Raw genomic sequence first — 12,952 nt, 5'->3', positions numbered from 1 at the left:
GGCCCGTATGGAAGCAGCTCATCCGCCCGTCTCCGGCGCCACCCTCTCCGTCGACTCCCCGCAGCAGATGCAGGAGCTCGGCCGCCGGCTCGCGAAGGTCCTCCGGCCCGGCGACCTCGTCATGCTCACCGGCGAGCTCGGCGCCGGGAAGACCACCCTGACCCGCGGCCTCGGCGAGGGGCTCGGGGTGCGGGGGGCCGTCACCTCCCCGACCTTCGTCATCGCCCGCGTCCACCCGTCCCTGGTCGGCGGGCCGGCCCTCGTCCACGTCGACGCGTACCGCCTCGGCGGCGGGCTCGACGAGATGGAGGACCTCGACCTGGACGTCTCGCTGCCCGAGTCCGTGGTCGTCGTCGAATGGGGCGACGGCAAGGTCGAGGAGCTGACCGATGACCGGCTGCACCTGCTCATCCACCGGGTGACCGGGGACACCGACGACGACCGGCGCACGGTCGTGCTGCGCGGGATCGGCACGCGCTGGGCCGGGGAGGAGCTCACGCTGATCTGAACGGCACGCAACTGGGGGCGCGTATCCGGACGCACGTAGATTCCGACAACGCGTCGGGAAGGTGTTGCATGGGTCCCGTGAGCCGTGGTGACATGGATGCACGAGCTGGTTAGGTGTACCTAACCTACGGGAGGCATGCATGGCGACGCCCGAACGCGCGGAACCCGGCCGGGACCACGTCTCGATGAGTGAGCTGCTCGCGTCCTGCGCGGCCGCCCGGGCCCTCTCCACCCCGCCACCGGCCGAACCCGAGGAGGAAGAGCCCGTACGGGACGAGGCCGCGTAGCCGGGGCTCAGGAGACGACGACGACCTTCGCGCCGATCACCGCGAACGTCCACATCGCGTTTCCGTCGGCCCGCTTCATCCGGATGCCGCCGGTCTTCCTGGCCGGGTCCGGGGACGGCGTCGAGCCGTCGACCGCCGCGCTGAATCCGACCGCCACGTCCTGCGCCGTCGCGAACCGCACCACGTGCTCGATCTGCACGCCGTCCGAACCGCGCACCGAACCCGAGCGCGAGCTCACCCGGTACGCGCCGGGCAGCGGGTCGACCGTGCTCGGCCACACCGTGAACGTCCGGGTCGCCTTGCCCTTGCCGTCCACGATCCACACCCGGCGGTCGGACAGCGCGTACACCACGCGCTCGCCGGTGCCCGAGCCCGCCGGGACCGCGAGGGGGTCCTTCGCGGGCTTCTTCGGGCCGCCGCTCGGCGAGACCGAGGGGGTCGTCGCGCCCGACGTCGGCGGCTTCACCGACAGGTCCGCCGGGGCGCTGGCCGAGGCCTGGTAGGCGAGGAAGCAGACCGCGGCGACGGCCGCCGCCGTGAGCCCGGCCACGAATCCCGAGCTGCTCCGTGCCACCGTGCCCACCTTTCGTACGAACGTATCGAAGGGTGACGGTAGCAGCCGCCGGACCGAGGTTCGGGGCAGCGTGCCCGGGAGCCGTAGGCTGTTCGCGTGCTGTTGCTCGCCATGGATACCGCCACCCCCGCCGTCACCGTCGCCCTCCACGACGGCGAGGCCGTCGTCGCCTCGTCCGGCCAGGTCGACGCCCGCCGCCACGGGGAACTCCTGCTGCCCGCCGTCGACCGCGTCCTCCAGGAGGCCGGACTCAAGCTCGACGCGGTCACCGCGATCGTCGTCGGCGTCGGCCCCGGCCCGTACACCGGGCTCCGGGTCGGCCTCGTCACGGCGGCGGCCTTCTCCTCCGCGCTCGGCGTGCCCGTGCACGGCCTGTGCACCCTCGACGGCCTCGCGTACGCCTCCGGGATCGACGAGCCCTTCGCCGTCGCGACGGACGCGCGCCGCAAGGAGGTCTACTGGGCGCGGTACGAGGACTCCCGCACCCGCGTGGGCGACGCGGCCGTCGACCGGCCCGCCGACATCGCCGAGTCCCTCGCCGGGCTTCCGGTGGTCGGCGCGGGCGCGCTCCTCTACCCGGACGCCTTCCCGGACGCCCGCGAGCCCGAGCACCAGTCGGCCGCCGCGCTCGCCGCCCTCGCGGCCGAGAAGCTGGCGAAGGACGAGGGCGGCTTCCTCGAACCGCTGCCGATGTACCTGCGCCGGCCCGACGCGCAGGTGCCGAAGAACTACAAGGTGGTCACCCCCAAGTGACGGCCGTGCTCCGTGAGATGCGCTGGTGGGACATCGAGCCCGTGCTCGCGCTCGAAGCCGAGCTGTTCCCCGAGGACGCCTGGTCGGAGGGCATGTTCTGGTCGGAGCTCGCGCACGCCCGCGGGCCGCACGCGACCCGCCACTACCGGGTGGCCGAGGACGAGTCCGGCCGGCTCGTCGGGTACGCCGGGCTCGCCGCCGCCGGCGGCCTCGGCGACGTCCAGACGATCGCCGTCGCCCGCGACCAGTGGGGTACGGGTCTCGGCGCCCGCCTCCTCACCGACCTCCTCCAGGCCGCGACCGCCTTCGAGTGCGAAGAGGTCCTCCTCGAAGTCCGCGTGGACAACACCCGGGCCCAGAAGCTCTACGAGCGCTTCGGCTTCGAGCCGATCGGCTTCCGCCGCGGCTACTACCAGCCCGGCAACGTGGACGCGCTCGTGATGCGACACACCGTTCAAGGAACAGAGACTGATTCAGATGGCTGCTGACGAACCGCTCGTACTCGGCATCGAGACCTCCTGCGACGAGACCGGCGTCGGCATCGTCCACGGGACCACGCTCCTCGCCGACGCCGTCGCCTCCAGCGTCGACACCCACGCCCGCTTCGGCGGCGTCGTGCCCGAGATCGCCTCCCGCGCCCACCTGGAGGCCATGGTCCCGACGATCGAGCGCGCCCTGAAGACGGCCGGGATCTCCGCGAAGGACCTCGACGGCATCGCCGTCACCGCGGGCCCCGGCCTCGCGGGCGCCCTGCTCGTCGGCGTCTCCGCCGCCAAGGCGTACGCCTACGCCCTCGGCAAGCCGCTCTACGGCGTCAACCACCTCGCCTCGCACATCTGCGTCGACCAGCTGGAGCACGGCAAGCTGCCCGAGCCGACGATGGCCCTGCTCGTCTCCGGCGGGCACTCCTCGCTGCTGCTCTCCGCCGACATCACCTCCGACGTGCGGCCGATGGGCGCCACCATCGACGACGCGGCCGGCGAGGCCTTCGACAAGATCGCCCGCGTGCTCGACCTCGGCTTCCCCGGCGGACCGGTCATCGACCGGCTCGCCAAGGAGGGCGACCCGGCGGCCATCGCCTTCCCGCGCGGCCTCAGCGGCTCCCGGGACCCCGCGTACGACTTCTCCTTCTCCGGCCTCAAGACGGCCGTGGCCCGCTGGATCGAGGCCAAGCGGGCGGCCGGCGAGGACGTGCCCGTACGGGACGTCGCCGCGTCCTTCCAGGAGGCGGTCGTCGACGTGCTCACCCGCAAGGCCGTCCGGGCCTGCAAGGACGAGGGCGTCGACCACCTGATGATCGGCGGCGGCGTCGCCGCCAACTCGCGGCTGCGGGCCCTGGCCCAGGAGCGCTGCGAGCGCGCCGGGATCCGGCTGCGGGTGCCCCGGCCCGGCCTGTGCACCGACAACGGCGCGATGGTCGCGGCCCTGGGCTCGGAGATGGTCGCCCGCAACCGGCCGGCCTCCGACCTGGAGCTGTCGGCGGACTCGTCCCTGCCGGTGACGGACCCCCACGTGCCCGGTGCGTCGCACGCCCACGACCACGACCACGTGCACGAGGTCAGCAAGGAGAACCTGTACTCGTGAGGCTCACGCTCATGTGGGAGGCCCGGGCCGCCCAGGGCCGGGGCGCCGAGCTCCTGGAGTGGGCGCGGGAGCGGGCGCGGGTCCTCGCCCGTGAGCCGGTCCGCCGGGAGGTCCTCCGGGCCCCGCAGGACCGGGTCCTCGTCCTCACCTGGTGGGAGGCGGACGCGTTCGACGCCGAGCTGCCCGAGCTGCCGGAGCCGGACGCGGAGCTGATCACCCGGCCGGTCCACCGCTGGCGCTTCGAATCGGTCGAATAAGCGATTTCGGCTCGAAAATAGAGCAACCTTTCGACCGCTTCGGGCATCCCACAGCGCGTGAAGAAGACGATCGCGCTGTGGGCGGCCCTGACCGCCGTCGCCCTCCTGGTGACCGGCTGCACGGCGGAGGAGCCGTCCGCGGCCGCCGCACCCCTCCCCGAGCGGACGAGCGCACCCGCCGCCACGCCCTCCGCCGAGGACGAGGCCCCCGGAGCCGCCGCTGCCGCCGCGTACCGGAAGTGGGGTCTGAAGCCCTTCGCCGCCCCGCCCGCCCCGCCCGCCGTCAAGCCGGTGGTCCGCGCGCCCGGCGGGCCGGTGCCCGTCATCGGCGACGTCCCCACCCGCGAGAAGATCGTCTTCATCACGATCGACGACGGGGCCGAGAAGGACCCCGGCTTCGTCCGGATGATGAAGGACCTCAAGGTCCCCTTCACGATGTTCCTCACGGACGCGTCCATCCGCGCCGACTACCCGTACTTCGCGCCGCTGATAGCCCAGGGCAACGGCCTCGCCAACCACACCCTCACCCACCCCAACCTGCGCACCCTCTCCGCGGAGGCCCAGCGCCGGGAGATCTGCGGCCAGCAGACGAAGCTCAAGCAGCGGTACGGCACGACACCGCGGCTCTTCCGGCCGCCGTACGGCAACTGGAACGAGGCCACGCGCGCGGCGGCCGGGGAGTGCGGTCTCGACGCGATCGTGCTGTGGCGCGAGTCCATGCAGATCAAGAACATGCAGTACCAGCGCGGCGACCGGAAGCTGCGCCCCGGCGACATCATCCTGGCCCACTTCCGGGGCCCGTCCGAGCTCAAGGGCCGGACGATGACCGAGATGACGGCGACGATGCTGCGGAAGATCCAGGAGCAGGGCTTCACGGTGGCCCGCCTGGAGGACTACGTCTAGAAGATTCTCGCGGCGCGGTGTCGATGCGGGCCCCGCCCGTTCGACGTATGTGTGGACGGCGGGGAACGGCCCCGCCCACCGCACCCCCGAGGAGTCGTCATGCCCCGCTACCTGTCCCTCGTGCGCATCGAGGAGAACACCATCGACATGGAGAGCGCCGACCCCGGCTTCGAGCAGCGCATGGGCGCCCTCTTCGAGGAGATCACCAAGGCCGGCGCCATGGTGGACACGGCCGGACTCAAGCCGACCGCCGAGGCCACCCGGATCACCTGGTCGGACGGGAAGCTGTCGTTCACCGACGGCCCGTTCACCGAGACCAAGGAGGTCGTCGGCGGCTACGCGATGCTCCAGTGCAAGGACATGGCCGAGGCCGTCGAGTGGGGGAAGCGGTTCCTGGCCGTCCACCCGCCGCACTGGAAGGTCGGCCTGGAGGTCCGCGAGGTCGAGGAGATGCCGGAAGGCTGACCCGCGCTGTGCTGTCATGTGAGACGTGACGGTGGTGGAGAGCACGCTTGAGACGGTCTTCCGGATGGAGTCGGCGCGGATCATCGCCACCGTGGCGCGGATCGTCCGTGACGTCGGCATCGCCGAGGAGCTCGCCCAGGACGCCCTCGTCTCCGCCCTGGAGCAGTGGCCGCGGTCAGGAGTCCCGGAAAGACCGGGAGCCTGGCTGACGGCCGCCGCGAAGCACCGCGCCGTCGACCTCGTGCGGCGGCGCGAGACGTACGCCCGGAAGCTCGCCGAGGTGGGCAGGACGCTCTCGGAGGAGTCGTACGACCCCGAGCCGTCAGGACCGGGCGACATCGACGACGACGTGCTCCGGCTCGTCTTCACCACCTGCCACCCGGTGCTCTCCGCCGACGCGCGCGCCGCGCTCACCCTGCGGCTCGTCGGCGGACTGCGGACGGACGAGATCGCCCGCGCCTTCCTCGTACCGGAGGCGACGGTCGCGGCGCGGATCACCCGCGCCAAGCGGACGCTCGCGAAGGAGGGCGTGGAGTTCGAGGTGCCGTACGGGGCGGACCGGGCCGCCCGGCTCGGCTCCGTCCTCGAAGTCGTGTACCTGATCTTCAACGAGGGGTACGCGGCGACCGCCGGCGACGACCTCCTGCGGCCCGGCCTGTGCGAGGACGCGCTGCGGCTCGCCCGGGGCCTGGCCGCCCTGATGCCCGGCGAGAGCGAGGCACACGGCCTGTCCGCCCTCCTCGAACTCCAGGCCTCCCGCATCCCCGCCCGCACCGGCCCCGACGGGCGGCCGGTGCTCCTCGCCGACCAGAACCGCAGCCGCTGGAACCGGCTCCTGATGCGCCGCGGGTACGCGGCCCTCGCCCGCGCCGGGGACGGCCGCTCCTACGGGCCGTACGCCCTCCAGGCCGCCATCGCCGCATGCCACGCGCGGGCCGCCTCGTACGACGAGACGGACTGGGCGACCATCGCCGCGCTCTACGGCCGGCTCGGCGCCCTCATGCCCTCCCCGGTCGTCGAGCTGAACCGCGCGGTCGCCGTGTCGATGACCGAGGGCCCCGCCGCGGCCCTCGCCCTCGTCGACGCGCTCACCGACGAACCGGCCCTGGCGCGCTACCACTTGCTCCCGAGCGTCCGCGGCGACCTCCTGGCCCGCCTCGGCCGTACGGAGGAGGCCCGCGCGGAGTTCGCGCGGGCGGCCGCGCTCACCAGGAACGAGAGCGAGCGGGAACTGCTGCTCGGGCGCGCGGGCGAGGCGACGGGGGCCCGCGCCGAGGAGTCCCGGCGCGGCGCGCCTTAGAGTCCTGGGCATGTCCCCGCGTACCCCGCTCCCTCCGCCGCCCCCGCCCGCCGAACTCCGGAGCTGGCCCGACCGGGAGGCGCTGCTCGCCGACCGGGCGCTGGCCCTCGACGAACTCGGCAGGCGGCTGCTCGGCGTCGGGCGGCTCACGCTGTTCCTGGTCTGGTTCCTCCTGCTCCAACTGGGTTGGGGGCTCATCGGCGTGCTGCTCATCGCGCTCGGCGCGCCGTACTCCGACTTCATGATGGTGGTGACCGGGGTCATCGCGGCGGTCCCCGGCCTCGGGATCTTCGTGACGGCCGTGTGGCTGACCGTCCGCAGCCTGCGGCGCGACCGGACCGTCCGTGAGCGCCTCACCCCATGGGCGGCCCTCGACCGGCACGGTCCGACGGACGCCCGGCTGCTCGCCCCCGTCCTCAGCGTCGTCTGGCTGCTGCTGTCCTTCGCGATGTGCGGGGTCGGCCTCTGGATGGGCTTCGCGGTCCCGGCGGGCGCCGGCCGCAACGACGGCTACGGCCTGGTCGCGTACGGCATGGGCGTCGCCCTGATCCTCTGGATCACGGGTCTGACCGGCCTGGCGAAGGCCGTCGGCCACTACCGCTTCGCGGTGCGGCTCAACGGCCCCCGCCGGCCGGCCGGCCGATCAGCATCGTCGGGGCACCCGCGACCCGAGTGAGCAGCACCGTCGCCGCGTTGGGGCCCTTCGGCTTCACCTTGCGGCGGATCTCCTCGGGTTCGACCGCCGAGCCGCGCTTCTTCACGGTGAGGGTGCCGACCTCGCGCTCCCGCAGCAGGGCCTTCAACTTCTTGAGGTTGAAGGGGAGTTCGTCGGTGATCTCGTACGCGGCGGCGTACGGGGTCTCCCTCAGCTCGTCCGCCGTCACGTACGCGATCGTCTCGTCGATCAGACCGCCGTCCAGCTCCTCCGCGACCTCGGCGACGAGGTGCGCGCGGATCACGGCGCCGTCCGGTTCGTACAGATAGCGGCCGACCGGGCGGACCGCCGGATCGGGCAGCCCCCGGCCGGTGAGCCCGGCGCCGGAGGGCAGCAGGGTGGCCCGGCGGGCGCCCGGTTCCGTGCCGAACCAGAGCACGGCCTCCTTCACGTCCCCGCCGTCCGAGATCCACTCCGCCTCGGCCTCCTCGGGCACCGCCTCGTGCGGGATGCCCGGCGCCACCTTCAGGGCGGCGTGCGGCGCCCGGCGGGCCGCGTCGATCGCCCAGGACAGCGGCGGGGAGTACGCCTCGGGGTCGAAGATCCTGCCCCGGCCGCCGCGCCGCGCCGGGTCGACGAAGACCGCGTCGTACGGGCTCGTGTCGATCTCGGTGACGTCCGCGCACCGGACCTCGATCAGCTCCCCGAGCCCGAGCGCGGCCGCGTTGGCCCGTACCGCCTCGGCGGTCAGCGGGTCCCGGTCGACGGCGAGGACGGAGATCCCGGCGCGGGCCAGGGCGATCGCGTCGCCGCCGATCCCGGAGCAGAGGTCCGCGACGCTCCGGACGCCGAGCGCCTTCATCCGGGCCGCCCGGTACGTGCCGACCGAGGCGCGGGTCGACTGCTCGACGCCGTTGGGCGTGAAGTACATCCGGTACGCGTCCTCCGCACCGAACTTCGCCACCGCCCGCTGCCGCAGCCGCGCCTGGCCGAGCGCCGCGGTGACGAGCTCGGCGGGATGGTCGCGGCGCAGCCGGGAGGCGACCGCGAGCTCCTGCGCGGGGTCGTAGTCGCGCAGGGCGGCGAGGAGCGTCTGCCCCTCGGGGGCGAGCAGGGCGGCGAAGGAGGCGAGGTCGGTCACCCGTCCCATTCTGGGGCCTGGGAGGGTGTGGGCCGGTCGGGGGACGGTGGGGCCGTACGGCGGTGTCGCGGCCCGGAAGGGGCTCTCGCGCTGACAGGATGCGGCGCCATGCAGCTCGTACGACAAAAGGACCAGATGATGACATACGGTGCGCATCACTCCCGCATGACGGCCAAGGGTGCGCACCGCTCCCGCCGGACGCTCGGGGCGGCGCTCGCCGTGGCCGCCCTCGCCTCCGCCGCCACGGCCTGCTCCGGCAGCGCCGAACCCGAGCGCGGCGCGCCCGCCCCCGCCGCCGAGAAACAGGCCCCCGCCGCCGGCGCCCTCAACGCGTACGTCGCGAGGGTCCGCGCGCAGCGGGCCGCCCGCGTGCTCGCCGCCAGGAAGTGGGGCCTCGCCAAGCCCCCGCTCGAAGCGCCCGCCCCGCCCGCCGTCAAGCCGAAGATCACCACCCGCAAGGGCTTCGAGACCGACGGCGAAGGCCTGCCGCCCGTCTTCACCACCGTGCCCACCAAGCAGAAGGTCGTCTTCCTCACGATCGACGACGGCGCGGAGAAGGACCCCCAGCTGCTGAAGATGATGAAGGAGCTGCGGATCCCCTACAGCGCCTTCCTCAGCGACTACGTCGTCAAGGACGACTACGGCTACTTCGCGAAGATGCAGAAGTCCCAGGAGTCCGGCGTCGCCCTGAACAACCACACCCTCCACCACCGGTACCTCCCCGCACTCTCGTACAGCGAGCAGAAGCACGAGATCTGCGGCATGCAGGACGTCATCGAGAAGCAGTTCGGCAAGCGGCCCTCGATCTTCCGCCCGCCGTACGGCAACTACAACGAGGACACCCTGGTCGCCGCGAAGAGCTGCGGCGTCAAGGCGGTCCCGCTCTGGGCCGCCGAGGCCTTCCCCGACCACATGGAGTGGCGCGAATGGGACCGGGACCTGCACCCCGGCGACATCGTGCTCACCCATTTCCGGGGCAAGGAGGACTGGAAGGGCACGATGCCGGACATGATCCGGCGGGTGATGAACGTGATCACGTCCAAGGGGTACGCGGTCGCGAAGCTCGAGGACTACGTGTGAGGCGGTTCGCCGCGCTCGCCGTGACCGGCGCGCTCCTCGCCCTCCCGGCCTGCGCCGCCCCCGTCGACCCGATCGAACGGCTCGTCCGGAAGGCGGCGGAACGGGTGAGCCCCCACCCCTCACCGGTCCAGCGGGTGGGGGCGGCGGTCGGCGCGAAGACCTGCGAAGGGGCCGGCGGACCTCGTACGGTCACTCGTACCGTCACGCGTACCGTCACGCCACGGAGCGATGAATTGGCACTCCGCTTGACCGAGTGCTAATCGCGGTCATAGTCTCGGCCCTGGCACTCCCCACTGGAGAGTGCCAACACAGCGACGGGCAGGTCCGGCACCCGCGACGACGGATCCACCTGGTCGCCACCTCAGACAGTTAACCCCGTGAGATCTCCGAAGGGGGAGGTCGGATCGTGACGACCACCAGCTCCAAGGTTGCCATCAAGCCGCTCGAGGACCGCATTGTGGTCCAGCCGCTCGACGCCGAGCAGACCACCGCCTCTGGCCTGGTCATTCCGGACACCGCCAAGGAGAAGCCCCAGGAGGGCGTCGTCCTTGCCGTGGGCCCGGGCCGCTTCGAGAACGGCGAGCGCCTGCCGCTCGACGTCAAGACCGGCGACATCGTGCTGTACAGCAAGTACGGCGGCACCGAGGTGAAGTACAACGGCGAGGAGTACCTCGTCCTCTCGGCTCGCGACGTGCTCGCGATCGTCGAGAAGTAATTCGCCGAAGTATCTGAACCAGATGCTTTGAGCTGCGCCCCTTGACCCCGCACCGGGCGTCCGGGGGCGCAGTTCGTTCCACGACATTCCGAGAGGGCTGAACCGCTCCCATGGCGAAGATCCTGAAGTTCGACGAGGACGCCCGTCGCGCCCTTGAGCGCGGCGTCAACAAGCTTGCCGACACGGTGAAGGTGACGATCGGCCCCAAGGGCCGCAACGTCGTCATCGACAAGAAGTTCGGCGCCCCCACCATCACCAACGACGGTGTCACGATCGCCCGCGAGGTCGAGATCGAGGACCCGTACGAGAACCTCGGCGCCCAGCTCGTGAAGGAGGTGGCGACCAAGACCAACGACATCGCGGGTGACGGCACCACCACCGCCACGGTGCTCGCCCAGGCCCTGGTCCGCGAGGGTCTGAAGAACGTCGCCGCCGGCGCCTCCCCGGCCGCCCTGAAGAAGGGCATCGACGCCGCCGTCAAGGCCGTCTCCGACGAGCTGCTCGCCACCGCGCGCCCGATCGAGGACAAGTCCGACATCGCCGCCGTCGCCGCGCTCTCCGCGCAGGACCAGCAGGTCGGCGAGCTCATCGCCGAGGCGATGGACAAGGTCGGCAAGGACGGTGTCATCACCGTCGAGGAGTCCAACACCTTCGGCCTGGAGCTCGACTTCACCGAGGGCATGGCCTTCGACAAGGGCTACCTGTCCCCGTACATGGTGACCGACCAGGAGCGCATGGAGGCCGTCCTCGACGACCCGTACATCCTGATCAACCAGGGCAAGATCTCCTCGATCCAGGACCTGCTGCCCATCCTGGAGAAGGTCATCCAGGCCGGCGCCAGCAAGCCGCTCCTGATCATCGCCGAGGACGTCGAGGGCGAGGCCCTCTCCACCCTCGTCGTCAACAAGATCCGTGGCACCTTCAACGCCGTGGCCGTCAAGGCCCCCGGCTTCGGCGACCGCCGCAAGGCGATGCTCGGCGACATGGCCACCCTCACCGGTGCCACCGTCATCGCCGAGGAGGTCGGCCTCAAGCTCGACCAGGCCGGCCTGGACGTGCTCGGCACCGCCCGCCGTGTGACGATCACCAAGGACTCCACCACCATCGTCGACGGTGGCGGCAACGCCGAGGACATCGCCGGTCGCGTCGGCCAGATCAAGGCCGAGATCGAGTCCACGGACTCCGACTGGGACCGCGAGAAGCTCCAGGAGCGCCTCGCGAAGCTCGCCGGCGGCGTCTGCGTGATCAAGGTCGGCGCCGCGACCGAGGTCGAGCTCAAGGAGAAGAAGCACCGTCTGGAGGACGCCATCTCCGCGACCCGCGCCGCGGTCGAGGAGGGCATCGTCTCCGGTGGTGGCTCCGCGCTCGTCCACGCCGTCAAGGTCCTCGAGGGCAACCTCGACAAGACCGGCGACGAGGCCACGGGTGTCGCGGTCGTCCGCCGCGCCGCCGTCGAGCCGCTGCGCTGGATCGCCGAGAACGCCGGCCTCGAGGGCTACGTCATCACCTCGAAGGTCGCCGAGCTCGACAAGGGCCAGGGCTTCAACGCCGCGACCGGCGAGTACGGCGACCTGGTCAAGGCCGGCGTCATCGACCCGGTGAAGGTGACGCGCTCCGCCCTGGAGAACGCCGCCTCGATCGCCTCCCTCCTCCTCACCACCGAGACCCTCGTGGTGGAGAAGAAGGAAGAGGAGCCGGCGGACCACGGCCACGGCCACGGTCACGGCCACTCCCACTGAGTCAGCCGACTGACAGCCGAGGCCCGCTGAGGCAGCCCGGCTGACAGCCGAGGCCCGGTGCTCCCGTCGCGGGAGCACCGGGCCTCACTGCTTGCCTGGAGCCTGTCCGGCGGATCAGGGCCGTATGGGCCCTAGGCCTCCACTGCCCCGAGCTGCCCCATCAGACCGAGCAGGTCGTACTGCCACCAGCCCTCGACGGCCTTGCCGTCCTCCCGGAAGCGGTGGACGACCATCCCGGTCATGCTCACCTCCATGCCGGTCGGCTGGATCCCCATGAAGTCGCCGACATGGGTGCCGTTCCAGGTCCAGCGGGTGCAGACCCGGTCACCGTCGGCGATCTGGTCCTCGACGGTGAACGTGAAGTCGAACGCCGCCCGCCACATCTCGGCCTCACGCCGCAGCGCGTCCATCCCGACCGCGTCGCTCGGATTCGTCGGATCGTGGTCGTGATACCCCTCGGCGAACACCTCGTCGAGCGGCGGCAGCTCCCCGGGCATCGAGACCAGCTCGAAGAACCGGCGCGAGGCCGCCTTGTACATCTGCTCGTCCCGGACGACGTCCAGATCGGTGAAGGTCGGCATCTCGTCACAGAGCGCGACCATCTCCTTGAAGATCCGGTCGGTCTCGGGAAGCTGCGAGTTCCGCATGGCCATGTCGTACGAGGCGAACTCCACGATCTCCACGACGTGCGAGGAGTCGGAACGGTCCTTCCCGACGATGCTGTGCGTCGCGGTCCGCTTGCCCTTGGTCTGCTCGACCCACCGGTCCATGAGCCGGTTCAGGTCGTCGACCCGGCTCGTCTTGCAGTCGATGATCTGCACGAATGTCATGACGCCTCCCGACCCAGGTAGGACCTCTCCAGTCTAGGTCCGGGCGCCGGGGATGCCCTGGCGGCCGCTAGCTTGATCTTTAACCTGTGCGGCGAGGCCGTGGGGTCGTCGACTTCTTGTTCCGGGACGTGGCGGTGTCGGTTTTGCGGACTGTGTGGACGT

General features: G+C 71.7%; 17 protein-coding genes. 14 read left to right on the top strand and 3 right to left on the bottom strand.

Features of this window, described 5'->3' with window-relative positions:
• The first annotated feature begins 7 nt into the window (after positions 1-7).
• Positions 8-508: a tRNA (adenosine(37)-N6)-threonylcarbamoyltransferase complex ATPase subunit type 1 TsaE gene (tsaE, locus tag ACZ7HT_RS35255; protein WP_471173603.1), complete on the top strand. Its 501-nt coding sequence runs from the start codon at positions 8-10 to the stop codon at positions 506-508.
• Positions 509-647: 139 nt separating this feature from the next.
• Positions 648-794 (top strand): hypothetical protein, encoded by a 147-nt coding sequence (locus ACZ7HT_RS35250; protein ID WP_181924544.1) that lies wholly within the window; start codon positions 648-650, stop codon positions 792-794.
• A 7-nt stretch (positions 795-801) separates the two neighbouring features.
• Here the strand turns inward: ACZ7HT_RS35250 and ACZ7HT_RS35245 are convergent, their stop codons facing one another.
• The gene (locus ACZ7HT_RS35245; protein ID WP_471173602.1) at positions 802-1,368 is read right to left on the bottom strand and encodes a hypothetical protein; all 567 of its coding nucleotides are present in this window, start codon (positions 1,366-1,368) and stop codon (positions 802-804) included.
• A gap of 96 nt (positions 1,369-1,464) precedes the next feature.
• Between ACZ7HT_RS35245 and tsaB the strand changes: the two genes are divergently transcribed.
• From tsaB to ACZ7HT_RS35205, 8 genes are all read left to right on the top strand, one after another.
• Positions 1,465-2,121 (top strand): tRNA (adenosine(37)-N6)-threonylcarbamoyltransferase complex dimerization subunit type 1 TsaB, encoded by a 657-nt coding sequence (gene tsaB, locus ACZ7HT_RS35240; protein WP_471173600.1) that lies wholly within the window; start codon positions 1,465-1,467, stop codon positions 2,119-2,121.
• A gap of 17 nt (positions 2,122-2,138) precedes the next feature.
• A complete protein-coding gene (rimI, locus tag ACZ7HT_RS35235; protein ID WP_471173658.1) occupies positions 2,139-2,609 on the top strand; it encodes a ribosomal protein S18-alanine N-acetyltransferase in 471 nt (156 codons plus the stop codon).
• Positions 2,599-3,705: a tRNA (adenosine(37)-N6)-threonylcarbamoyltransferase complex transferase subunit TsaD gene (tsaD, locus tag ACZ7HT_RS35230; protein WP_471173598.1), complete on the top strand. Its 1,107-nt coding sequence runs from the start codon at positions 2,599-2,601 to the stop codon at positions 3,703-3,705. The genes rimI and tsaD overlap by 11 nt, the downstream gene beginning before the upstream one ends.
• Before the next feature lie 11 nt (positions 3,706-3,716).
• The gene (locus ACZ7HT_RS35225; protein ID WP_471173655.1) at positions 3,717-3,962 is read left to right on the top strand and encodes a hypothetical protein; all 246 of its coding nucleotides are present in this window, start codon (positions 3,717-3,719) and stop codon (positions 3,960-3,962) included.
• 57 nt (positions 3,963-4,019) lie between these two features.
• Complete coding sequence (locus tag ACZ7HT_RS35220) at positions 4,020-4,865, top strand: polysaccharide deacetylase family protein (protein WP_471173597.1); 846 nt, start codon at positions 4,020-4,022, stop codon at positions 4,863-4,865.
• Positions 4,866-4,964: 99 nt separating this feature from the next.
• Positions 4,965-5,330, top strand: coding sequence for a YciI family protein (locus ACZ7HT_RS35215; protein WP_376591534.1), 366 nt, complete (start codon positions 4,965-4,967; stop codon positions 5,328-5,330).
• 64 nt (positions 5,331-5,394) lie between these two features.
• Positions 5,395-6,630 (top strand): RNA polymerase sigma factor, encoded by a 1,236-nt coding sequence (locus tag ACZ7HT_RS35210; protein WP_471173652.1) that lies wholly within the window; start codon positions 5,395-5,397, stop codon positions 6,628-6,630.
• Positions 6,631-6,640: 10 nt separating this feature from the next.
• Positions 6,641-7,306 (top strand): hypothetical protein, encoded by a 666-nt coding sequence (locus ACZ7HT_RS35205; RefSeq protein ID WP_471173593.1) that lies wholly within the window; start codon positions 6,641-6,643, stop codon positions 7,304-7,306.
• On the opposite strand, the gene ACZ7HT_RS35200 is transcribed toward ACZ7HT_RS35205, so the two are convergent.
• Positions 7,245-8,435: a THUMP-like domain-containing protein gene (locus ACZ7HT_RS35200; protein ID WP_471173590.1), complete on the bottom strand. Its 1,191-nt coding sequence runs from the start codon at positions 8,433-8,435 to the stop codon at positions 7,245-7,247. The genes ACZ7HT_RS35205 and ACZ7HT_RS35200 overlap by 62 nt on opposite strands.
• A gap of 156 nt (positions 8,436-8,591) precedes the next feature.
• Here ACZ7HT_RS35200 and ACZ7HT_RS35195 point away from each other — a divergent pair, with 156 nt between their 5' ends.
• The 4 genes from ACZ7HT_RS35195 to groL all read left to right on the top strand — a co-directional run bounded on the left by ACZ7HT_RS35195 (position 8,592) and on the right by groL (position 11,960).
• Complete coding sequence (locus tag ACZ7HT_RS35195; RefSeq protein WP_471173589.1) at positions 8,592-9,506, top strand: polysaccharide deacetylase family protein; 915 nt, start codon at positions 8,592-8,594, stop codon at positions 9,504-9,506.
• Positions 9,503-9,766, top strand: coding sequence for a hypothetical protein (locus tag ACZ7HT_RS35190; RefSeq protein ID WP_471173587.1), 264 nt, complete (start codon positions 9,503-9,505; stop codon positions 9,764-9,766). Before ACZ7HT_RS35195 ends, ACZ7HT_RS35190 begins: the two co-directional genes overlap by 4 nt.
• Positions 9,767-9,912: 146 nt before the next feature.
• Positions 9,913-10,221, top strand: coding sequence for a co-chaperone GroES (gene groES / locus ACZ7HT_RS35185; protein ID WP_017239619.1), 309 nt, complete (start codon positions 9,913-9,915; stop codon positions 10,219-10,221).
• A 110-nt stretch (positions 10,222-10,331) separates the two neighbouring features.
• Entirely contained in the window at positions 10,332-11,960 is a 1,629-nt protein-coding gene (groL, locus tag ACZ7HT_RS35180; protein ID WP_471173585.1) for a chaperonin GroEL, read from the top strand.
• 131 nt (positions 11,961-12,091) lie between these two features.
• Here groL and ACZ7HT_RS35175 read toward each other — a convergent pair whose 3' ends face one another.
• The gene (locus ACZ7HT_RS35175; protein ID WP_471173582.1) at positions 12,092-12,790 is read right to left on the bottom strand and encodes an ester cyclase; all 699 of its coding nucleotides are present in this window, start codon (positions 12,788-12,790) and stop codon (positions 12,092-12,094) included.
• Between the last annotated feature and the right edge of the window lie 162 nt (positions 12,791-12,952).

Source organism: Streptomyces sp. NPDC037410 (assembly GCF_055602235.1).
Note: the sequence above shows the minus strand (reverse complement) of the source record. Positions and strands in the feature narration are given on the sequence as shown.

Excerpts from the sequence above, each read along its gene's own strand:
- tsaE (WP_471173603.1), top strand. The coding sequence starts at position 8 with ATGGAAGCAGCTCATCCGCCCGTCTCCGGCGCCACCCTCTCCGTCGAC.
- ACZ7HT_RS35250 (WP_181924544.1), top strand. The coding sequence starts at position 648 with ATGGCGACGCCCGAACGCGCGGAACCCGGCCGGGACCACGTCTCGATG.
- rimI (WP_471173658.1), top strand. The coding sequence starts at position 2,139 with ATGCGCTGGTGGGACATCGAGCCCGTGCTCGCGCTCGAAGCCGAGCTG.
- tsaD (WP_471173598.1), top strand. The coding sequence starts at position 2,599 with ATGGCTGCTGACGAACCGCTCGTACTCGGCATCGAGACCTCCTGCGAC.
- ACZ7HT_RS35225 (WP_471173655.1), top strand. The coding sequence starts at position 3,717 with ATGTGGGAGGCCCGGGCCGCCCAGGGCCGGGGCGCCGAGCTCCTGGAG.
- ACZ7HT_RS35215 (WP_376591534.1), top strand. The coding sequence starts at position 4,965 with ATGCCCCGCTACCTGTCCCTCGTGCGCATCGAGGAGAACACCATCGAC.
- ACZ7HT_RS35210 (WP_471173652.1), top strand. The coding sequence starts at position 5,395 with ATGGAGTCGGCGCGGATCATCGCCACCGTGGCGCGGATCGTCCGTGAC.
- ACZ7HT_RS35205 (WP_471173593.1), top strand. The coding sequence starts at position 6,641 with ATGTCCCCGCGTACCCCGCTCCCTCCGCCGCCCCCGCCCGCCGAACTC.
- ACZ7HT_RS35200 (WP_471173590.1), bottom strand. The coding sequence starts at position 8,435 with ATGGGACGGGTGACCGACCTCGCCTCCTTCGCCGCCCTGCTCGCCCCC.
- ACZ7HT_RS35195 (WP_471173589.1), top strand. The coding sequence starts at position 8,592 with ATGACGGCCAAGGGTGCGCACCGCTCCCGCCGGACGCTCGGGGCGGCG.
- groL (WP_471173585.1), top strand. The coding sequence starts at position 10,332 with ATGGCGAAGATCCTGAAGTTCGACGAGGACGCCCGTCGCGCCCTTGAG.
- ACZ7HT_RS35175 (WP_471173582.1), bottom strand. The coding sequence starts at position 12,790 with ATGACATTCGTGCAGATCATCGACTGCAAGACGAGCCGGGTCGACGAC.